The following is a 21070-nucleotide window of genomic DNA, read 5'->3' on the forward strand; positions in this document are numbered from 1 at the left end:
AGGAGAATTTCAAATGAAGTTGCCGATTTACCTCGATTACTCCGCTACCACGCCGGTAGACCCGCGCGTTGCGCAAAAAATGAGCGAATGCCTGCTGGTCGACGGAAACTTCGGCAACCCGGCCTCGCGTTCCCACGTCTTTGGCTGGAAGGCCGAAGAGTCGGTGGAAAACGCTCGCCGCCAGGTCGCTGACCTGGTCAACGCCGACCCGCGTGAAATCGTCTGGACCAGCGGTGCCACCGAGTCCGACAACCTCGCCATCAAGGGCGTTGCGCACTTCTATGCGAACAAGGGCAAGCACCTGATCACCACCAAGATCGAGCACAAGGCGGTCCTCGACACCATGCGTCAACTGGAGCGTGAAGGCTTCGAGGTGACCTACCTCGAGCCCCGCGAAGATGGCTTGGTGACCCCTGAGATGATCGAAGCTGTGCTGCGCGACGACACCATCCTGGTCTCGGTGATGCACGTGAACAACGAAATCGGCACGGTCAACGACATCGCTGCCATTGGCGAGCTGACCCGCTCGCGCGGCATCCTGTTCCACGTCGACGCCGCTCAGTCCACGGGCAAGGTGGAGATCGACCTGGCCCAGCTCAAGGTCGACCTGATGTCGTTCTCGGCCCACAAGACCTACGGCCCCAAAGGTATCGGCGCGCTGTACGTCAGCCGCAAGCCGCGGGTGCGTCTGGAAGCGGCCATGCACGGCGGCGGTCATGAGCGTGGCATGCGCTCGGGTACCCTGGCTACCCACCAGATCGTCGGCATGGGTGAGGCCTTTCGCGTGGCCAAGCAGGACATGGTCGCCGAAAACGCGCGCATCAAGGCCTTGAGCGACCGCTTCTTCCAGCAGGTCGAAGGCCTCGAAGAGCTGTACGTCAACGGCAGCCTGAGCGCTCGCGTCCCGCACAACCTGAATTTGTCATTCAACTATGTCGAAGGCGAGTCGCTGATCATGGCGCTCAAGGACCTGGCCGTTTCCTCCGGCTCGGCCTGCACCTCGGCTTCGCTGGAGCCTTCGTACGTGCTGCGCGCCCTGGGCCGCAACGACGAACTGGCACACAGCTCCATCCGCTTCACATTCGGCCGCTTCACCACCGAAGAAGAAGTGGACTACGCCGCGCAGAAGGTCTGCGAAGCGGTCACCAAGCTGCGCGCTCTGTCGCCGCTGTGGGACATGTACAAAGACGGTGTCGACATCTCGAAGATCGAGTGGGCGGCGCACTAAGCAGTCGCCACCTAGAGCGACTTCCCTGATGAGTTTCAGTAAGGATCAATATCATGGCTTACAGTGAAAAGGTCATCGACCACTACGAGAATCCGCGCAACGTGGGCAAGATGGATGCGCAAGACGCGGACGTCGGCACCGGCATGGTCGGCGCTCCGGCGTGCGGCGACGTGATGCGTCTGCAGATCCGGGTCAACGAGCAGGGCATCATCGAAGACGCCAAGTTCAAGACCTACGGCTGCGGTTCGGCCATCGCCTCCAGCTCCCTGGCCACCGAGTGGATGAAGGGCAAGAGCCTGGATGAGGCCGTGACCATCAGCAACACCCAGCTGGCCGAAGAACTGGCCCTGCCGCCGGTCAAGATCCACTGCTCGGTGCTCGCCGAGGACGCCATCAAGGCGGCCGTGCGCGACTACAAGCAGAAGAAAGGTTTGCTCTAACACTGCTGCGCAAGGAGTTACCCGATGGCTATCAGCATGACAGAAGCCGCTGCCAACCACGTTCGCCGCTCCCTTGAAGGCCGCGGCAAAGGGGATGGCATTCGCCTGGGCGTTCGCACCACTGGCTGCTCCGGTCTGGCTTATGTGCTCGAATTCGTCGATGAATTCGCCGGTGAAGACGAAGTGTTCGAGAGCCATGGCGTCAAGGTGATCATCGATCCCAAGAGCCTGGTGTACCTTGACGGCACCGAGCTGGACTTCGTCCGCGAAGGGTTGAACGAAGGCTTCAAGTTCAACAACCCCAACGTGCGTGGCGAATGTGGCTGCGGCGAAAGCTTCAACATCTGAGGCCGATCGTGGGTACTCCCTGTCATTTCGCCCTGTTTGACCTGCAGCCGAGCTTTCGTCTGGACCTCGACCAACTGGCCGTTCGCTACCGCGAGCTGGCCCGTGAGGTGCATCCCGATCGCTTTGCCGATGCCTCCGAGCGCGAGCAGCGCATTGCCCTGGAAAAGTCTGCGGGCCTCAACGAGGCCTACCAGACGCTCAAGTCCGGGGCAAAGCGCGCCCGTTACCTGCTGGCCATTGGCGGCCACGAAGTGCCGCAGGAAGTCACGGTGCATGATCCGGACTTCCTGCTGCAGCAGATGCAGTGGCGCGAGGAGCTTGAAGAGTTGCAGGACGAAGCCGACCTGCCGGGTGTTGCTACCTTCAAGCGCCGCTTGAAGACGGCCCACGCCGAGCTGGACGAAAGCTTCGCCGCTTGCTGGAACGACCCGCAACAGCGCGAGCAGGCCGAGCGCCTGATGAGGCGCATGCAGTTCCTCGACAAGCTCTCCTACGAAGTGCGCCAGCTCGAAGAGCGCCTCGACGATTAACCCAGTGCCGCTCCGGTCGCACGCCTGATACCCGAATAAGCATGGCCTTACTGCAGATCGCCGAACCCGGCCAAAGTCCTCAACCGCATCAGCGTCGTCTGGCGGTCGGGATCGACTTGGGCACCACCAATTCGCTGGTCGCCGCCTTGCGCAGCGGCCTGTCCGAGCCTCTGGCCGATGAGCAGGGGCGGGTCATCCTGCCGTCTGCCGTGCGCTACCACCCTGACCGCGTCGAAGTGGGCGACAGCGCCAAGCTGGCCGCGGCCAGCGATCCGCTCAACACCATTCTTTCGGTCAAGCGCCTGATGGGCCGCGGCCTCTCCGACGTCAAGCAGCTGGGCGAGCAATTGCCCTACCGCTTCGTCGGCGGCGAGTCGCACATGCCGTTCATCGACACGGTGCAGGGCCCGAAAAGCCCGGTCGAAGTCTCTGCCGACATCCTCAAGGTGCTGCGCCAGCGCGCAGAAGCGACCCTGGGTGGCGAACTGGTCGGTGCCGTCATCACCGTGCCGGCCTATTTCGACGACGCCCAGCGCCAGGCCACCAAGGACGCCGCGCGCCTGGCCGGGCTCAACGTGCTGCGCCTGCTCAACGAGCCGACCGCTGCTGCCGTGGCCTATGGCCTCGACCAGCACGCCGAAGGCCTTGTGGCCATCTATGACCTGGGTGGCGGCACCTTCGACATCTCCATTCTGCGCCTGACCGGTGGCGTTTTCGAAGTGCTCGCTACCGGTGGCGACAGCGCCTTGGGTGGCGACGATTTCGACCACGCCATCGCCAGCTGGATGGTCGAGCAGGCGGGCCTGTCCGCCGACCTCGACCCCAGTGCCCAGCGCCGTCTGCTGCAAACCGCCTGCGCCGCCAAGGAAGCCTTGACCGACGCGCAGAGCGTGGAAGTGGTGCATGGCGACTGGCGTGCCAGCCTTACCCGCGAGGCGTTCAATGGGCTGATCGAGCCAATGATCGCCCGTAGCCTCAAGGCCTGCCGCCGCGCCCTGCGCGATTCCGGAGTGGAGCTGGACGAGGTCGGCGCCGTGGTCATGGTCGGCGGTTCGACCCGCGTGCCGCGCGTGCGCGCCGCCGTCGGCGAGCTGTTCGGCCGGGAGCCGTTGACCGAGATCGACCCGGATCAGGTAGTGGCCATTGGCGCCGCGATCCAGGCCGACACCCTGGCCGGCAACAAGCGTGACGGCGGCGAGCTGTTGCTGCTCGACGTGATTCCGCTGTCCCTGGGCCTGGAAACCATGGGCGGGCTGATGGAAAAGATCATCCCGCGCAACACCACGATTCCAGTGGCCCGCGCCCAGGACTTCACCACTTACAAAGACGGCCAGTCGGCGCTGCTGGTGCACGTGCTGCAAGGCGAGCGCGAGCTGATCAGCGACTGCCGTTCCCTGGCACGCTTCGAATTGCGCGGCATTCCGGCGATGGTTGCCGGCGCTGCGAAAATTCGCGTGACCTTCCAGGTCGACGCCGACGGGCTGCTTAGCGTCGCGGCGCGCGAGTTGGCTTCGGGCGTCGAGGCGAGCATCCAGGTCAAGCCGTCCTACGGCCTGACCGACGGCGAAATCGCCAGGATGCTCAAGGAATCTTTCCATTACGCCGGCGACGACAAGGTCGCGCGCCAGCTGCGCGAGCACCAGGTCGACGCCGAGCGCCTGCTCGAAGCGGTCGAAGGGGCCCTGCAAGCCGATGGCGAGCGTCTGCTCGACGCCGAGGAGCGCATGGTCATCGAACTGCAGATGGACGAGCTGCGCGCACTGGCTCAAGGCACCGATGGCCCGGCTATCGAACAACAGACCAAGCGTTTGTCCCAAGTGACCGACGCTTTTGCCGCTCGCCGTCTCGACTCCACGGTGAAGGCCGCGTTGGCCGGGCGCAACCTGAATGAAATCGAGGAATAACTGATGCCGCAGATCATTTTTCTGCCTCACGCCGAACACTGCCCGGACGGCATGGTGGTAGAAGCCGAGACCGGCAAGTCGATCCTGGAAGTCGCCCACGACAACCACATCGAAATCGAAAGCGCCTGTGGCGGCGTGTGTGCCTGCACCACCTGCCACTGCATCATCCGCGAAGGCTTCGATTCGCTGAATGAAGCCGACGAGCTGGAAGAAGACTACCTGGACCGCGCCTGGGGCCTTGAGGCGCACTCGCGCCTGACCTGCCAGGCCAAGGTCGGTACCGAGGACCTCACCGTCGAGATTCCCAAATACTCGCTCAACCACGCTGCCGAAGCGCCGCACTGAGACCAGGAGCCATCATGAGTCTGAAATGGGTTGATGTGCAGGAAATCGCCATCCAGCTGGCCGAGCTGCACCCCGAAGTCGATCCGCTGACGGTCAACTTCGTCAAGCTGCGCAATCTGGTGATGACCTTGCCGGAGTTCGACGACCTGCCCGAGCGCGGCGGCGAGAAGGTTCTTGAAGCAATTCAGGGGCTGTGGATCGAGGAGCGGGGCTAAGAGCTGGTCTATTCTTGGTTCGGCGGGGGCGGCCAATGGTACTTGCCCCAGTCTACGACCCTGCACAGTGCTCGATACCTTTCACAGTTAGGCATTCCCAAAGAACCCGCGTATAATTCGCGGGTTTAATTTTTCGCTTTAATCAACGTTTCTGGAGTTTCACCATGGCTGTTCAACGTACTTTCTCCATCATCAAGCCTGACGCCGTTGCTAAGAACGTCATCGGCGAGATCACCACCCGCTTCGAAAAAGCCGGTCTGCGCGTTGTTGCCTCCAAGCTGAAGCAACTGTCCAAGGCCGAGGCCGAAGGCTTCTACGCCGAGCACAGCGCTCGTGGTTTCTTTGGTGAACTGGTTGCCTTCATGACTTCCGGCCCGGTTGTTGTTCAGGTTCTGGAAGGCGAAAACGCCATCGCCAAGAACCGCGAGCTGATGGGTGCCACCAACCCTAAAGAAGCTGCTGCCGGCACCATCCGCGCCGACTTCGCTGAATCGATCGACGCCAACGCCGTCCACGGTTCGGACTCCGAAGCCGCTGCTGCCCGCGAAATCGCATACTTCTTCGCAACTACCGAAGTAACCACTCGCTAAGCTTCGGCTCGATGAGTGAAGGTGAAACCATGATTGCAACGACTGGCAAGACAAACCTGTTGGGCTTGACCCAACCAGAGATGGAACAGTTCTTCGACTCGATCGGGGAGAAGCGCTTTCGTGCCGGTCAGGTCATGAAATGGATTCACCACTTTGGCGTCGATGATTTCGACGCCATGAGCAACGTCAGCAAGGCCTTGCGCGAGAAGCTCAAGGCCTGTGCTGAAATCCGCGGCCCCGAAGTGGTCAGCGAGGACATCTCCAGCGATGGCACCCGTAAATGGGTGGTGCGCGTTGAGTCCGGCAGCTGCGTCGAGACCGTGTACATCCCCCAGGGCAAACGTGGCACCTTGTGTGTTTCTTCCCAGGCGGGCTGCGCGCTGGATTGCAGTTTCTGCTCCACCGGCAAGCAAGGCTTCAACAGCAACCTCACTGCCGCCGAAGTCATCGGCCAGGTGTGGATTGCCAACAAATCCTTCGGCAGCGTCCCGGCAACCATCGACCGCGCCATCACCAACGTGGTGATGATGGGCATGGGCGAGCCGCTGCTGAACTTCGACAACGTCATCGCCGCCATGCGGCTGATGATGGATGACCTGGGCTATGGCATCTCCAAACGCCGGGTCACCTTGTCCACCTCGGGCGTCGTGCCGATGATCGACGTGCTCGCCGACCATATCGACGTCTCGCTGGCCCTGTCGCTGCATGCGCCGAACGACGCGCTGCGCAACCAGCTGGTGCCGATCAACAAGAAATACCCTCTCAAGGTGTTGCTCGAATCCTGCCAGCGCTACATGTCCCAGCTGGGCGAGAAGCGCGTGCTGACCATCGAGTACACCCTGCTCAAGGACGTCAACGACAAGCTCGAACACGCCGTAGAGATGGTCGAGCTGCTCAAGGACGTGCCCTGCAAGATCAACCTCATCCCGTTCAACCCGTTCCCGCACTCCGGCTACGAGCGACCGAGCAACAATGCCATCCGTCGCTTCCAGGACCATTTGCATCAGGCCGGCTTCAATGTCACGGTGCGCACCACGCGCGGCGAAGACATCGACGCGGCCTGCGGGCAGCTGGTCGGCCAAGTGGCGGACCGCACCCGTCGCAGCGAGCGCTACATCGCCGTGCGCCAGCTGGGCAGCGAGGCCGAGGTCTCCCAGGCCGCTGCAACGCGCACTTGAACAACGGACGAAGAGGACCTTTATGACGTTGCGCGCCGCGCTCTTTTTGTTGCTCGCCAGCTTGCTGGCGGGGTGTGTTTCCACGGGCAAAGTCAACCCGATGGACACCCGCAAGGGGCGCGACCAGGCGCGTGAAGCCTACGTCCAGCTGGGCCTGGGCTATCTCCAGGAAGGCAACAGCGAGCGCGCCAAGACGCCGCTGCGCCAGGCCCTGGACATCGACGGCTCGGACCCGGCGGCGAATGCCGCCTTGGCTCTGGTGTTCCAGGTGGAAGGCGAGAACGAACTGGCCGAGCAGCACTTTCGCAAGGCCTTGAGCAGCAGCGGCAACGACGCGCGGATCCTCAACAACTACGGCAGCTTTCTTTTCGAGCAGAAACGCTACAAGGAAGCCTACGATATGTTTCTGAAGTCTGCGGCCGATCCGCTCTACACTGAGCGCTCGCGGGTGTTCGAGAACCTCGGCATCACCGCTCTGGCGCTGGGCCAGCGGGCCGAAGCGGGGCAATACCTGGAGCGCTCGCTGCGGTTGAACAACAAACAACCCCGTGCGTTGCTGGAAATGGCTGAGTTGTCTTACGAAGACAGGCAATATGTGCCAGCCCGGGGCTACTATGAGGGCTTCAGCCAGGTCAGCGAGCAGAACGCCCGCAGCCTGCTGCTGGGGATCCGCCTGGCGAAAGTGTTTCAGGACAAGAACAAGGCCGCCAGTTTTGGCCTGCAACTCAAAAGACTCTATCCCGGCACGCCGGAATATAAGCAATACCTGTCGGAGCAATGATGAAAGCGGCGCATCCCGAAGTTGTAGCAGCGACCCGCGTGAACCCGGGTGAGACCTTGCGTCATGCCCGCGAGAGCCGTGGGTGGTCGCTGGCCGACGTGGCCAAGAAACTCAACCTGACCCAGACCTCGCTGAGCAACCTGGAAGCCGGGGCGTTCGACAAGCTGCCGGGGCATACCTTCGCCCGTGGCTACATCCGCACCTACGCGAAATTGCTCGACATGGATCAGGCCGTGCTGGTGCAGGCCTTCGACCACATCACCGGCACCAACGCCCAGGGCAGCAGCGTGCACGGCCTGGGCAAGATCGAGGAGCCGTCGCGCCTGGCCCACAACATCCTGCGCATCGTCAGCCTGCTGTTGCTGGTGCTGGTGATCGGCGGTGGTTTCGTCTGGTGGAAAGACCAGTCCGACCAGCGCGCCAAGGATGCCCCGCCGGTGGCCATGGAGCACGTCGAGGTCGAAAGCGCCGACGGCACCACGCAGATTCATCCACTCGATGGCCCCGACGCCAGCACCGACGCCAAGCAGCCTGAAGCGCCTGCGGCGGCTGCCGGCAGCGATGCCGTAGTGGGCAGTGCGCCGGTCAACCCAAGCCCGGCGACCAGCCAGCCATCAGTGCCCGGCAGCACCCCTGCGCCGACCGTAACGGCGCCGGTCAAGCCGATGTACGGCAGCACCGCCAGTTCGACCACGCCGGTGGCACCCGTCAACACCGCCCCGGTCGCGGCTCAGCCAGCGGCCCCGGCCACGGCGGCGGCTGCCCCGACACCGACTCCGGCTGCCGGAGAAGGCCAGGTCGCCATCCAGTTCGTCGAGAACTGCTGGATCGAAATCAAGGACGCCACCGGCAAGGTGTTGTCCAGCGGCGTCAAGAAGAAGGGCGACAACATCTCGGTGATCGGCAAGCCGCCGTTCTCCGCGCGCCTGGGCTTTGCCCGCGGCGCTCAGGTCACCTACAACGGCCAGCCGGTCGACTTGAAACCATTCACCTCCGGCGAGACCGCTCGCCTGAAGCTGGGGCAATAAGTCATGCACGGCGAATCTCCTATCAAGCGGCGCGTTTCGCGCAAGATCTGGGTCGGCTCGGTGCCGGTCGGCGGCGATGCCCCGATCGCAGTGCAGAGCATGACCAACACCGACACCAACGACGTCGACGCCACCGTCGGCCAGATCGAGCGTCTGGTCGCGGCCGGCGTCGACATCGTGCGCGTCTCGGTGCCTGACATGGATGCTGCCGAAGCCTTCGGCCGCATCAAGCAGCGGGTGCAGGTGCCGCTGGTCGCCGACATCCACTTCGACTACCGGATCGCCCTGCGCGTGGCCGAGCTGGGCGTCGATTGCCTGCGCATCAACCCGGGCAACATCGGCCGTGAAGACCGCGTGCGCGCGGTGGTCGATGCCGCCCGCGACCGCGGCATCCCGATCCGTATCGGGGTCAATGCCGGCTCGCTGGAAAAGGACCTGCAGAAGAAATACGGCGAGCCGACGCCCGAAGCGTTGGTGGAGTCGGCCCTGCGTCATGTCGAGCACCTGCAGCGCCTGGATTTCCAGGACTTCAAGGTCAGCGTCAAGGCTTCGGACGTGTTCATGGCCGTCGAGGCGTACCGCCTGCTGGCCAAGCAGATCATCCAGCCGTTGCACCTGGGCATCACCGAAGCCGGTGGTTTGCGCTCGGGCACGGTGAAATCTGCGGTCGGCCTAGGTATGCTGCTGGCCGACGGCATCGGCGACACCATCCGTATCTCGCTGGCGGCCGACCCGGTCGAAGAAGTGAAGGTCGGCTACGACATCCTCAAGTCCCTGCGCCTGCGTTCGCGTGGCATCAACTTCATCGCCTGCCCGAGCTGCTCGCGGCAGAACTTCGATGTGGTCAAGACCATGAACGAGCTGGAAGGGCGCCTGGAAGACCTGCTGGTGCCGCTGGACGTGGCGGTGATCGGTTGTGTGGTCAACGGCCCGGGTGAAGCCAAGGAAGCCCACGTGGGGCTGACCGGCGGCACGCCGAACCTGATCTACATCGACGGCAAGCCATCGCAGAAGCTGAACAACGACAATCTGGTCGAGGAGCTGGAAAAGCTCATCCGCCAGAAAGCGGCCGAAAAGGTCGAAGCCGACGCGGCACTGATCGCCCGCGGCTGAACCGCCGAATAAAGAGTTTTAAGGACATTTTGTGAGCAAGTCTTTGCAAGCCATCCGTGGCATGAACGACATCCTGCCGGACCAGTCGCCCCTGTGGCGTTACTTCGAAGGCACCGTGGCTGGTTTGCTGGACACCTATGGCTATCGGCAGATTCGCACGCCGATCGTCGAGTTCACCGAGCTTTTCAAGCGCTCGATCGGCGAAGTCACCGACATCGTCGAAAAAGAGATGTACACCTTCGAGGATCGCAACGGCGATTCGCTGACCCTGCGCCCTGAAGGCACGGCTGCCTGTGTGCGCGCCGTGCTCGAGCACGGCATCAGCGGCGGCGGCCAGGTGCAGAAGCTCTGGTACGTGGGCCCGATGTTTCGCCACGAGCGCCCGCAGAAGGGCCGCTATCGGCAGTTTCACCAGATCGGCCTGGAGGTGTTCAACCTCGAAGGGCCGGACATCGACGCCGAGCTGATCGTGCTGACCTGGCGCCTGTGGGGCCTGCTGGGCATTCGCGACGCGGTCAAGCTGGAGCTCAACAGCCTGGGCACCAGCGAGGCGCGCGCGCGTTATCGTGACGCCCTGGTGGAGTTCCTCACCCAGCACATCGCCGTGCTCGACGAAGACAGCCAGCGCCGCCTGAAGACCAACCCGCTGCGTGTGCTCGACACCAAGCACCCCGAGACCCAGGCCATCCTGGTCGACGCGCCGAAGCTGGCCGACTACCTGGACGAAGAGTCGCGGGTGCACTTCGAGGGCCTGAAGGCGCGCCTCGATGCTGTCGGCATCCCTTATGTGATCAATCCCAAGCTGGTGCGTGGCCTGGACTACTACAGCAAGACCGTTTTCGAATGGGTCACCGACAAGCTCGGCGCCCAGGGCACGGTCTGCGCCGGTGGCCGCTACGACGGCCTGGTCGAGCAGATGGGCGGCAAGCCGACCCCGGGTGTGGGTTTCGCCATGGGCATCGAGCGCCTGATCCTGATGCTCGAGACCCTGGGCAAGGTGCCTGAATCCATCGCCCGCCAGGTCGATGTCTACCTCTGCGCCTTTGGCGAAGCAGCCGAGTTGGCCGGGCTGGCGTTGGCCGAGCGGCTGCGCGACGAACTGCCGACCCTGCGCCTGCAGATCAACGCCGGCGCGGGTAGCTTCAAGAGCCAGTTCAAGAAGGCCGACAAGAGCGGGGCGTTGTTTGCCCTGATTCTTGGTGACGACGAAATGGCCGCGCGCCAGGTTGGCGTCAAGCCCCTGCGCGGCCAGGGCGAGCAACAGAATATTGCCTGGGATGCTCTCGCCGAGCACCTGGCGACCTGCGCTGTGCAGGCTTGAAGCCGGCTGCCTGACGTCTCCGTCAGGCCGAATTTGTGAGAAGGAGTGTTTGGGTGTCGAATACCGAAGATGAACAGATCGCCGAGCTGAAAGACTGGTGGCAGCGCAACGGCAAGCCCTTGGTCACAGGCGGCCTGCTGGCGCTGGTGATCGTGTTCGGCTGGCAGGCCTGGACCCGCTACCAGAGCAACCAGAGCCAGGGCGCCTCCAACCTGTATCAGCAGCTGCTGGAGTCGGCGTTGACCCCGGGTGGCAAGCCGGACGCCGCGCAGGTGGCCGACATTGCCGGCAAGCTCAAGTCGCAGTATGCCGGCAGCGCCTACGCGCAGTACGGCAGCCTGTTCGTGGCCAAGGTCGCGGTCGACGCCGGCAAGCTGGATGACGCCGCTGCCGAGCTCAAGTCGGTCAACGACAAGCCGGCCAACGCCACGCTCGGCGAGCTGGCCCGCCAGCGCCTGGCGCAGGTGCTGGCCGCGCAGAACAAGGCCGATGAAGGCCTCAAACTGCTCGACGGTGACACCGACCAGGCGTTCGTCGCCACGCGCGAAGAGCTCAAGGGCGACCTGCTGGTGAAACTCGGCCGGCATGACGACGCCTACGCTGCCTACCAAAAAGCCAAGGCCGCACTGTCCGACGAGGCAGCGGTCGGTGGCCTGCAAATCAAGCTGGACGACCTGGCCAAAGGGGATGCGTGACGTGATCCGTTGGAAACATGCAGCATTGCTGGCTCTGGCCCTTCTGGCCGCGGGTTGCAGCAGCAACAGCAAGAAAGAACTGCCGCCGGCGGAACTGACTCCGTTCAAGGAAGAAGTCTCGCTGCACAAGGAATGGAGCCGCTCGATCGGCGACGGCCAGGGCAAGACCTATAACATGCTGGTACCCGCGGTTGAAGGCGAGCATATCTACGCCGCCGACGTGACCGGCGAAGTGGTTTCGCTGAACCGCATGACCGGCGACGTGAACTGGAAGAAGAGCCTCGAGCAACCGGTTTCCGGTGCCGTCGGCGTCGGTTCCGGCCTGGTCCTGCTGGGCACCCTGCGCGGTGAAGTGATCGCCCTGGACGCCAGCAATGGTGAAGAAAAATGGCGCGCCAAGGTCGGCAGCGAAGTACTGGCTCCCCCTGCCACCAACGGCGACATCGTCGTCGTACAGACCCAGGACGACCGTGTCGTCGGCGTCGATGCTGCCACCGGCACCCAGCGCTGGCTGTATGACAGCACTCCTGCGGTGCTGACCCTGCGCGGTACTGGCGCACCGATCGTCACCGATCACCTGGCCGTCGCCGGCCTTTCGACCGGCAAGGTCGTGGCCTTGGATACCCGCAACGGCGTGCCGGTGTGGGAAACCCGCGTGGCCATTCCGAGCGGTCGCTCGGAGCTGGAGCGTGTGGTCGACATCGACGGTGGCCTGCTGCTCAACAACGGCACCCTGTACGTCGCCAGCTATCAGGGCCGCATGGCCGGCCTGGATCTGGAAAGCGGCCGGGTCAACTGGCAGCGCGATGCGTCGAGCTATGCCGGTGTCGCCCAGGGCTTTGGCAGCGTCTACGTAGCCTTGGCCAACGGCACCGTCGAAAGCGTCGACGAACGTTCCACCAGCGCCCTGTGGACCAACGATTCGCTGGCCCGCCGCCAGCTGTCGGCCCCGGAAGTGTTCTCCAGCTATGTGGCTGTCGGCGACTTCGAAGGCTACCTGCACCTGCTCAGCCAGGTCGACGGTCGCTTCGTTGGCCGCGAGAAGATCGACGGCGACGGCCTGCGGGCGCGTCCGCTGGTGGTCGGCAACATGATTTATGTATTCGGTAATAGCGGTAAACTCGAAGCCCTCACCATCAAGTAAGGCTTTGACTATGCTTGAGGCCAGCCACTGACGTTTGGGTGATGGGGCTCAAGCCACCTCCTGGAGAGGTGCACGAACTTCGGCCGCTGCCTGCAGCGGCCTTTGTATTTTCTGAAATAACGCAGTGGAGAGCCGCATGGTTCCCGTAATCGCCCTGGTGGGCCGACCGAACGTCGGCAAGTCCACCATGTTCAACCGCCTGACCAAAAGCCGCGATGCGATCGTAGGCGACCTGTCTGGTCTGACTCGTGATCGCCAATACGGTGAGGCGCGCTGGCAAGGGCGTTCCTACATTCTGGTCGACACCGGTGGTATTTCCGGTGACGAACACGGCATGGACGAAAAAATGGCCGAGCAGTCGCTGCTGGCCATCGAAGAAGCCGATGTCGTGCTGTTCCTGGTCGATGCCCGCGCCGGTTATACCGCCGCCGACCAGATGATTGCCGAGCACCTGCGCAAGCGCAACAAGCGCTCTATCCTGGTGGCCAACAAGATCGACAACATCGATCCGGAAATGGCCCGCGCCGAATTCGCGCCGCTGGGCATGGGCCACGCCATCGGTGTGGCCGGTGCCCAGGGCCGCGGCGTGAACACCTTGCTCGAAGCCGCGCTGGGTGAGTTCCCGCGTGACGTCGAGGAAGAAGACCTCGGCGCCGACGTCGCCGAAGGCGAAGAGCAGGTGCGCATACCTGGGCCGAGCGAGAAGGATGGCATCAAGATCGCCATCATCGGTCGGCCGAACGTTGGCAAGTCGACCCTGGTCAACCGCATGCTCGGTGAAGACCGGGTCATCGTCTACGACCAGCCGGGCACCACCCGCGACAGCATCTACATCCCGTTCGAGCGCAACGAGGAGAAGTACACCCTCATCGACACCGCCGGGGTGCGCAAGCGCGGCAAGATCCACGAGGAAGTCGAGAAGTTCTCGGTGGTCAAGACGCTGCAGGCGATCAAGGACGCCAACGTGGTGATCTTTGTCATGGACGCCCGCGAAGGGGTGGTCGACCACGACCTCAACCTGCTGGGCTTCGCCCTGGAAGCCGGCCGCGCCATCGTCATCGCCCTGAACAAGTGGGACGGCATGCAACCGAGCGAGCGCGACTTCGTCAAGGTCGAGCTGGAGCGCCGGCTGTTCTTCGTCGACTTCGCCGACATCCACTTCATCTCGGCGCTGCACGGTACCGGCGTGGGCAACCTTTACGCTTCGGTGCAGAACTCGTTCAAGTCAGCGATCACCCGCTGGCCGACCAGCCGCCTGACGCAGATCCTCGAAGATGCGGTGCAGGAGCACCAACCGCCGATGGTCAACAGCCGCCGCATCAAGCTGCGCTATGCCCACCTCGGTGGCGCCAACCCGCCGCTGATCGTGATCCACGGCAACCAGGTCGAAAAGGTGCCGAACTCCTATGTTCGCTACCTGGAAAACACCTATCGCCGGGTGCTCAAGCTGGTGGGTACGCCGATCCGCATCGAGTTCAAGGGTGGCGAGAACCCGTATGAAGGCAACAAGAACACCCTGACCGACCGCCAGGTCAACAAGAAGCGCCGCTTGATGTCGCACCACAAGAAGGCCGACAAGAAGCGCCGCGACAAGCGCTGATCGGTCGCTTTCGAACAGCTTGCGGTCTGCGCCCGCTCCCACCTGGTACGTGGAGGCGGGTGAAGGCCGCAAGTTTTTCAGCATGTTTCATCCGCCACTTCACATGGGCTATCCTGCGCCATCACCCGCCCAGGTTCCTGCCCCATGATCAGCAGCAAGTTGCCGAATGTCGGCACCACCATCTTCACTACCATGTCTCAGCTCGCTGCCGAAGTGGGTGCGATCAACCTGTCCCAGGGTTTCCCTGATTTCAACGGCCCGCAAGGCCTGCTCGACGCCGCCGCGCAGCACGTGCTGGCCGGCCACAATCAATACGCGCCGATGACCGGCCTGCCAGCCCTGCGCCAGCAGGTGGCGGCGAAGATCGCCCGGGCCTATGCCGCCGACGTCAACCCGGACAGCGAGATCACCATCACCCCGGGTGCCACCGAAGGCATCTTCTGCGCCATCCAGGCGGTGGTCCGCCCTGGCGACGAGGTGATCATCTTCGACCCGTGCTACGACAGCTACGGCCCTTCGGTGCAGCTGGCTGGCGGCCACTGCGTGCACGTCAAGCTCGACCCGCTGGACTTCTCCATCGACTGGCAGCGCTTCACCGATGCGCTCAGCCCACGCACGCGCATGGTGGTCATCAACAGCCCGCACAACCCGACCGGCGCCTTGATTACCCGCGCCGACCTCGACCAGCTGGCTGCGCTGATCGCCGACCGGGACATCTACATCATCAGCGACGAAGTCTACGAGCACCTGATCTACGACGGCGTGCAGCATGCCAGCGTGCTGGCCCACGAACAGCTGTACCCGCGCGCGTTCGTGGTCAGCTCGTTCGGCAAGACCTACCACGTCACCGGTTGGAAGACCGGCTACGTGGTGGCTCCGCCAGCGCTGACCGCCGAGTTGCGCAAGGTGCATCAGTACGTCAACTTCTGCGGAGTGACCCCGCTGCAGTGGGCGTTGGCCGACCACATGGCCGCGCACCCGGAACACGTCGAACAGCTGCCAGCTTTCTATCAGGCCAAGCGTGACCTGTTCTGCGACCTGCTCAAGGGCTCGCGCTTTGCCTTCACTCCCGCGCCGGGCACCTATTTCCAATTGCTCGACTACGCGGCAATCCAGCCGGACATGAACGACATCGAAATGGCCCAGTGGATGACTCGCGAACACGGTGTGGCGGCAATCCCGGTGTCGGCGCTATACCAGACGGCCGAGCCCGGGCAGCGCCTGATTCGCCTGTGCTTCGCCAAACGTGAGGAGACGCTGCGCGAGGCGGCGCACAAGCTATGTCAGATCTAGCCGCCCCGTCATTAAAGCTGGCCCTGGTCCAGACCACCCTGGTCTGGCACGACCGCAACGCCAACCTGACCCACCTCGAGCCGTTGCTGGAAGAAGCCCGGGGCGCCGACCTGATCGTTCTCCCGGAGATGTTCACCACGGGTTTCTCGATGGATTCCGCGCAGCTCGCCGAGCCGCAGGAGGGGCCCACCACTCAGTGGCTGCGTGCCCAGGCACAGCGGCTGATGGCCGTGGTCACCGGCAGCGTCATCGTGCAGGCCGCCGATGGCAGCTACCGTAACCGCCTGCTCTGGGCCCAGCCCGATGGCCAGGTGCTGCACTACGACAAGCGCCACCTGTTCCGCATGGCTGGCGAGCATCAGCATTACACCGCTGGCGAGCAGCAGGTACGTTTTACCCTCAATGGCTGGAACATCCGCCCGCTGGTCTGCTACGACCTGCGCTTCCCGGTGTGGAGCCGCGACCCTGCGCACACCGACCTGATCCTCTACACCGCCAACTGGCCAGGCGCCCGGCGCCTGCACTGGAACCGCCTGCTACCGGCGCGAGCCATCGAAAACCTGTGCTATGTGGCAGCGGTCAATCGGATAGGCGTGGACGGCAAAGGCTTTGCCTACACCGGCGACAGCCAGGTGCTGGACTTCCAGGGCGAAAGCCTGGTGTGTGCGGGGGAGGCGGATGGGGTGTTTCATGTCAGCCTCAGCAGGGCTGAATTGACGGCCTACCGGGAGCGATTCCCGGCCTATCTGGATGCCGATGGGTTTGAATTGCGCTGAAGAAAGAAGCATCGATAGCGTAGGAGCCGGCGAAGCTGGCGACCCAGGCAACCCCGGACGCCCGTCATGGTTGGTCACGGGCTGCAATCTCACCCGGTCATCCGCCCGAACACCGAGGTGATGCCGTCGCCAGCTGCGCCGGCTCCTACGCCAATTCGGGTGACGCCACCGGTGGCGTAGGAGCCGGCGAAGCTGGCGAGCGATACGCCGCGATCGCCGAGCTTGTTGAACCGAGTTACTGCCTTCGCCAGCTGCGCCGGCTCCTGCATCAGGCTGCTTTCGCTTCCTGCTGGCTCAGTGAACGGTTCAGCGCGCTGAACAGCGCGCGGAAACTGGCCGTGGTGATGTTCTCATCCACACCCACCCCGTGCACTGGGCGGCCACCCGCCACGCGCAGCTCGATGTAGGCGGCGGCCTTGGCGTTGGTGCCGGCGCCGATGGCATGTTCGTTGTAGTCCATGATCTCGACACCGATCGGCAAGGCCGCCACCAGGGCCTCCAGGGCGCCGTTGCCCTTGCCGCGCCAGTTCTGGGTTTCGCCGTCGCTGTGCACTTCGACGTTGACCGCGCTGTTGCCGTTCTCTTCCTGCAGGCGGTGGCTGATCAAGGCGTAGGGCACGTTGGCTTGCAGGTATTCCTTGTGCAGCAAGGCGTAGATCTGCTGCGCGGTCATCTCCAGGCCCACGCGGTCGGTTTCGGCCTGTACCACCTGGCTGAATTCGATCTGCATGCGGCGCGGCAGGCTGATGCCGTATTCCTGTTCCAGCAGGTAGGTGATGCCGCCCTTGCCCGACTGGCTGTTGACGCGGATCACCGCCTCGTAGCTACGGCCGATGTCGGCCGGGTCGATCGGCAGGTACGGCACTTCCCAGAGGGTGTCTTCCTTCTGCTGGGTGAAGCCCTTGCGGATCGCATCCTGGTGCGAGCCGGAGAACGCGGTATGAACCAGGTCGCCGACGTAGGGGTGGCGCGGGTGCACCGGCAGCTGGTTGCACTCTTCGACGACCTTGCGCACGCCGTCGATGTCGGAGAAGTCCAGCTCGGGGTCGATGCCCTGGGTGTAGAGGTTCAGCGCCAAGGTCACCAGGTCGACGTTGCCGGTGCGTTCGCCGTTGCCGAACAGGCAGCCTTCTACGCGGTCGGCGCCGGCCATCAGGCCCAGCTCGGTGGCGGCCACGCCGGTGCCGCGGTCGTTGTGGGTGTGCAGGCTGATAAGCACGCTGTCGCGGCGCGACACATGACGGCCGAACCACTCGATCTGGTCGGCGTAGATGTTCGGCGTGGAGACTTCCACGGTGGCCGGCAGGTTGAGGATCACCTTGTTCTGCGGGGTCGGGTTCCACACTTCGATGACCGCGTCACAGACTTCCTTGGCGAATTCCAGTTCGGTGGCGCTGAAGGTTTCCGGCGAGTACTGGAAGGTCCACTGGGTTTCCGGCTGCTTGGCGGCGTACTTGACGAACAGCTTGGCCGCGTTGACCGCGATCTCCTTGACGCCCTGCTTGTCCTGGTTGAAGACGATCTTGCGGAAGGACGGCGAGGTGGCGTTGTACAGGTGAACGATGGCCTTCTTGGCGCCCTTGAGGGATTCGAAGGTGCGCGCGATCAGGTCTTCACGGGCCTGGGTCAGCACCTGGATGGTGGTGTCGTCGGGGATGTGGCCGTCTTCGATCAAGGTGCGCACGAAGTCGAAGTCGGTCTGCGAAGCGGATGGGAAGGAGGCTTCGATTTCCTTGACGCCCACGGCCACCAGGGTCTTCCAGAAGCGCAGCTTCTTGACCGAATCCATCGGCTCGATCAGCGACTGGTTGCCATCGCGCAGGTCCGAGCTGCACCAGATCGGCGCCACCGTGATGGCCTTGGACGGCCAGGTGCGGTCGGGCAGGTCGATGGTCGGGAAGGCGCGGTATTTTTTCGACGGGTCTTTGAGCATGGTCATGTGAGCAATCCTTGAGTTGCAGCCGCGGGTGAAAGGGCCTGCCGGCAAGCGAAAAAAGATGAAGGGCGAGGCGACGCGATCTAGCCAGGCAGTCGTGCACTGACCAGGCAGAGGCTGCGGTGTTGGCGAAGCTGAATGAGGGTGTGAGCTGTTTTCATGCTTCAACCCTAACCACTGGAGGTAAAGATCGCAAGCGTGCGAAAAAAATTGGTAGAAGCTGCTCTATGAGTATTTTTTACGAGAATTTATCGCGGCGTTCGGTATTTTGGACGTGCTCGATTGCGCCACGGCCTGAGCGGGCGCAATTAACGCACAGTGATTAGATCAAGGCTGAAACGCCCCGATAAAGATCGCCGGGTCGACCCGAACATCGTTCAGGCTGATGTTCCAGTGCATGTGCGGCCCGGTCGCGCGCCCGGTCGATCCGACGCGGCCCACCACTTCGCCACGGGCCAGCCCCTGGCCCATTTTCACGTCGATCTTCGACATGTGGCAGAACATGCTGATGAAGCCCTGCCCATGGTCGACGAACACCGTGTTGCCATTGAAGAAGTAATCGCCGACGAGGATGACCTTGCCTGCCGCTGGGGTCTTGATCGGCGTGCCGGCGGGCACGGCGAAGTCCAGGCCGGCGTGGGGGTTGCGCTCCTCGCCGTTGAAGAAGCGGCGCACGCCGAAGCGGCTCGACAGCGGCCCGTTCACCGGCTTGTCGAGCAGCAGGTTGCTCGGTGTACCGGGGCTGAAGCTGCGGTAGGCGGTGGTCTGCACGGCCAGCTCGGCGTTGATGCGGCTCAGGTCCGCCGGGTTCGGGTTGACCTGGCGGGTGTTCTTCAAGGTGATGTGCTGTTCGGGGTAGTGCTTGGCACCCACCGTGAACGTCAGGGTGCGGCCGCCGCTGCTCACTTGCTGAGGGCCGGGCTGGACGCTCAGCGGCACGCCGACGATGGCGCGCCAGGTGTCCTGCTCGCGCACCACCAGCACCGGCTTGCCGTCGTAACGCGCCGTTGGCGCAACAGCCCCGGTGCCCAGGTCGATCACCGCGACGCCCCCGGGCACCGGCTTGTTCAGCAAGCGGGTCAGGTAGCTGTCGGCAGCGTGGGCGCTGCAACTCAGGCAAAGCAGCAACACAGCGAACAGACGTGGCATCGGCTCAATCCAGAAGAGACAAGGTGACCGGCGTGAGGTGGTTGTCCTCCACCCGCACGTCCAGCTCGCCTTCGCCCAGGCGTGCCTTGAGGCGCTGGCCGGTGCGGGTCTGCTCGGCGCTACGGATGGCCTGGCCGCGCTCATCCAGCAGGATGCTGTAGCCACGGCCCAGGGTCGCCAGCGGGCTGACCACGTGCAGGGTCTGCATCTGCGCCTGCAACAGCTGCCGACGATCCTTCAGCGCTTCGTTCATGGCTCGCGGCAGTCGTGCGGCCAAGGCTTCGACCCGCTGCTTGAGCAGCGCCAGGGTGCGCCCCGGATGCTGCGCGGCCAAGCGGCCCTCGAGCCGCTCCATGCGCTCGCGGCGGTTGCGCAGGCGGTGTTCGAAAGCTCGGCGCATGCGCATGTCCAGGTCGTCAAGGCGCTGGGCCTGCTGGCGCAGCCGCTCGCCGGGATGGCGCAGGCGCGCGGCCATCCCATCCAGGCGCAGGCGGTCGTGGCGCAAGCGGTTCTGCATGCGCAGCAGCAGGCGTCGCTCAAGGCTCTCTACTCGGCGCACCAGGTCGCTGGAGTCGGGTGCCAGCAACTCGGCAGCGGCCGACGGCGTAGGCGCACGCACGTCGGCGACGAAGTCGCTGATCGATACATCGGTTTCATGGCCGACGGCGCTGACGATCGGCGTCACGCAGGCGTCGATGGCGCGGGCCACGGCTTCTTCGTTGAAGCACCAGAGGTCCTCCAGCGACCCGCCGCCGCGGGCCAGGATGATCGCGTCGAAACCGCGCGCATCGGCCAGTTTCAGGGCGCGGACGATCTGCGTGATGGCCTCGCGGCCCTGCACGGCGGTGGGCACCAGGGTCAGTCGCACCTGCGGCGCGCGGCGGCGGAACACACTGATGATGTCGCGGATCACCGCGCCGGTGGGCGAACTGACAATGGCGATGCGCTGCGGGTGGGCCGGCAGCGCCACCTTGCGCTCGGCGCTGAACAGGCCCTCGGCCTGCAGCTTGTCCTTCAGCGCGTCGAACGCCAGGCGCAGCGCGCCGTCGCCGGCCGGTTCCACGGTGTCGAGAATCAGCTGATAGTCGCCGCGGCCCTCGAACAACGAGACCTTGCCGCGCACCTTCACCGCCAGGCCATCCTTCAATGCCTGGCGCACGCGCTGGGCGTTTTGCCGGAACAGCGCGCAGCGTACCTGCGCACCACTGTCCTTGAGGGTAAAGTAGACGTGCCCCGAGGCAGGGCGAGCGAGGTTGGAAATCTCGCCCTCCACCCATATGTTAGTGAACACGTCTTCAAGCAGCACCCGCGCCCGGCCATTGAGCTGGCTGACGGTGAGCACTTCGCGGTCCAGGTTGAGCCTGGCGAAAGGATCTTTAATCATGCCGGGCATGATAGATGCATTCGCTGCCTGCAACCATCCCCGACCGGGTTGCTTGAGGATCGCCATGGTGTA

Annotated in this window: 22 protein-coding genes; 18 read left to right on the top strand and 4 right to left on the bottom strand. The window is 63.8% G+C overall.

The window, feature by feature from the left end; translation table 11 throughout:
• Nucleotides 1–13: 13 nt before the first annotated feature.
• From SFA35_RS05495 to SFA35_RS05580, 18 genes are all read left to right on the top strand, one after another.
• Entirely contained in the window at nt 14–1228 is a 1215-nt protein-coding gene (locus SFA35_RS05495) for an IscS subfamily cysteine desulfurase (RefSeq protein WP_320576044.1), read from the top strand.
• Between the two features lie 53 nt (nt 1229–1281).
• Nucleotides 1282–1668, top strand: coding sequence for a Fe-S cluster assembly scaffold IscU (gene iscU, locus SFA35_RS05500; RefSeq protein ID WP_320576046.1), 387 nt, complete (start codon nt 1282–1284; stop codon nt 1666–1668).
• 24 nt (nt 1669–1692) lie between these two features.
• Nucleotides 1693–2016, top strand: a complete 324-nt coding sequence (gene iscA / locus SFA35_RS05505; protein WP_320576048.1) for an iron-sulfur cluster assembly protein IscA — start codon at nt 1693–1695, stop codon at nt 2014–2016.
• A gap of 8 nt (nt 2017–2024) precedes the next feature.
• Nucleotides 2025–2546 (top strand): co-chaperone HscB, encoded by a 522-nt coding sequence (gene hscB, locus SFA35_RS05510; protein ID WP_320576050.1) that lies wholly within the window; start codon nt 2025–2027, stop codon nt 2544–2546.
• 41 nt (nt 2547–2587) lie between these two features.
• On the top strand, nt 2588–4450 hold the full coding sequence (gene hscA, locus SFA35_RS05515; RefSeq protein ID WP_320576052.1) for a Fe-S protein assembly chaperone HscA: 1863 nt from the start codon (nt 2588–2590) through the stop codon (nt 4448–4450).
• Nucleotides 4451–4453: 3 nt separating this feature from the next.
• Entirely contained in the window at nt 4454–4795 is a 342-nt protein-coding gene (fdx, locus tag SFA35_RS05520) for an ISC system 2Fe-2S type ferredoxin (protein WP_320576054.1), read from the top strand.
• 14 nt (nt 4796–4809) lie between these two features.
• On the top strand, nt 4810–5010 hold the full coding sequence (gene iscX / locus SFA35_RS05525) for a Fe-S cluster assembly protein IscX (RefSeq protein ID WP_320576057.1): 201 nt from the start codon (nt 4810–4812) through the stop codon (nt 5008–5010).
• Nucleotides 5011–5174: 164 nt separating this feature from the next.
• Nucleotides 5175–5600 carry a nucleoside-diphosphate kinase gene (ndk, locus tag SFA35_RS05530; RefSeq protein WP_320576059.1) on the top strand — a complete coding sequence of 142 codons (426 nt, stop codon included), beginning with the start codon at nt 5175–5177 and terminating at the stop codon, nt 5598–5600.
• A gap of 29 nt (nt 5601–5629) precedes the next feature.
• Complete coding sequence (gene rlmN / locus SFA35_RS05535) at nt 5630–6778, top strand: 23S rRNA (adenine(2503)-C(2))-methyltransferase RlmN (protein ID WP_320576061.1); 1149 nt, start codon at nt 5630–5632, stop codon at nt 6776–6778.
• Nucleotides 6779–6800: 22 nt separating this feature from the next.
• Nucleotides 6801–7559: a type IV pilus biogenesis/stability protein PilW gene (pilW, locus tag SFA35_RS05540; protein WP_320576063.1), complete on the top strand. Its 759-nt coding sequence runs from the start codon at nt 6801–6803 to the stop codon at nt 7557–7559.
• A complete protein-coding gene (locus tag SFA35_RS05545; protein ID WP_320576066.1) occupies nt 7559–8587 on the top strand; it encodes a RodZ family helix-turn-helix domain-containing protein in 1029 nt (342 codons plus the stop codon). The genes pilW and SFA35_RS05545 overlap by 1 nt, the downstream gene beginning before the upstream one ends.
• 3 nt (nt 8588–8590) lie before the next feature.
• A complete protein-coding gene (gene ispG / locus SFA35_RS05550) occupies nt 8591–9700 on the top strand; it encodes a flavodoxin-dependent (E)-4-hydroxy-3-methylbut-2-enyl-diphosphate synthase (RefSeq protein ID WP_320576068.1) in 1110 nt (369 codons plus the stop codon).
• A 31-nt stretch (nt 9701–9731) separates the two neighbouring features.
• On the top strand, nt 9732–11021 hold the full coding sequence (hisS, locus tag SFA35_RS05555; RefSeq protein WP_320576070.1) for a histidine--tRNA ligase: 1290 nt from the start codon (nt 9732–9734) through the stop codon (nt 11019–11021).
• A gap of 53 nt (nt 11022–11074) precedes the next feature.
• Nucleotides 11075–11716 carry a tetratricopeptide repeat protein gene (locus SFA35_RS05560; protein ID WP_320576072.1) on the top strand — a complete coding sequence of 214 codons (642 nt, stop codon included), beginning with the start codon at nt 11075–11077 and terminating at the stop codon, nt 11714–11716.
• Nucleotides 11709–12860, top strand: coding sequence for an outer membrane protein assembly factor BamB (bamB, locus tag SFA35_RS05565; RefSeq protein WP_320576073.1), 1152 nt, complete (start codon nt 11709–11711; stop codon nt 12858–12860). The genes SFA35_RS05560 and bamB overlap by 8 nt, the downstream gene beginning before the upstream one ends.
• A gap of 136 nt (nt 12861–12996) precedes the next feature.
• Nucleotides 12997–14460, top strand: a complete 1464-nt coding sequence (gene der / locus SFA35_RS05570) for a ribosome biogenesis GTPase Der (RefSeq protein ID WP_320576075.1) — start codon at nt 12997–12999, stop codon at nt 14458–14460.
• Between the two features lie 144 nt (nt 14461–14604).
• Nucleotides 14605–15753, top strand: coding sequence for a pyridoxal phosphate-dependent aminotransferase (locus SFA35_RS05575; protein ID WP_320576078.1), 1149 nt, complete (start codon nt 14605–14607; stop codon nt 15751–15753).
• Nucleotides 15741–16529, top strand: coding sequence for an amidohydrolase (locus SFA35_RS05580; RefSeq protein WP_320576079.1), 789 nt, complete (start codon nt 15741–15743; stop codon nt 16527–16529). The genes SFA35_RS05575 and SFA35_RS05580 overlap by 13 nt, the downstream gene beginning before the upstream one ends.
• A gap of 89 nt (nt 16530–16618) precedes the next feature.
• On the opposite strand, the gene SFA35_RS05585 is transcribed toward SFA35_RS05580, so the two are convergent.
• From SFA35_RS05585 to xseA, 4 genes are all read right to left on the bottom strand, one after another.
• Nucleotides 16619–16798, bottom strand: coding sequence for a hypothetical protein (locus tag SFA35_RS05585; RefSeq protein WP_320576081.1), 180 nt, complete (start codon nt 16796–16798; stop codon nt 16619–16621).
• The gene (leuA, locus tag SFA35_RS05590; RefSeq protein ID WP_320576083.1) at nt 16798–18468 is read right to left on the bottom strand and encodes a 2-isopropylmalate synthase; all 1671 of its coding nucleotides are present in this window, start codon (nt 18466–18468) and stop codon (nt 16798–16800) included. The genes SFA35_RS05585 and leuA overlap by 1 nt, the downstream gene beginning before the upstream one ends.
• A gap of 324 nt (nt 18469–18792) precedes the next feature.
• Nucleotides 18793–19614, bottom strand: a complete 822-nt coding sequence (locus SFA35_RS05595; protein ID WP_320576085.1) for a peptidoglycan DD-metalloendopeptidase family protein — start codon at nt 19612–19614, stop codon at nt 18793–18795.
• 4 nt (nt 19615–19618) lie between these two features.
• Nucleotides 19619–20998 (bottom strand): exodeoxyribonuclease VII large subunit, encoded by a 1380-nt coding sequence (gene xseA / locus SFA35_RS05600; RefSeq protein WP_320578849.1) that lies wholly within the window; start codon nt 20996–20998, stop codon nt 19619–19621.
• Nucleotides 20999–21070: the final 72 nt, after the last annotated feature.

The sequence above is a fragment of the Pseudomonas sp. HR96 genome (genome assembly GCF_034059295.1).
Taxonomy (GTDB): Bacteria; Pseudomonadota; Gammaproteobacteria; order Pseudomonadales; family Pseudomonadaceae; genus Aquipseudomonas.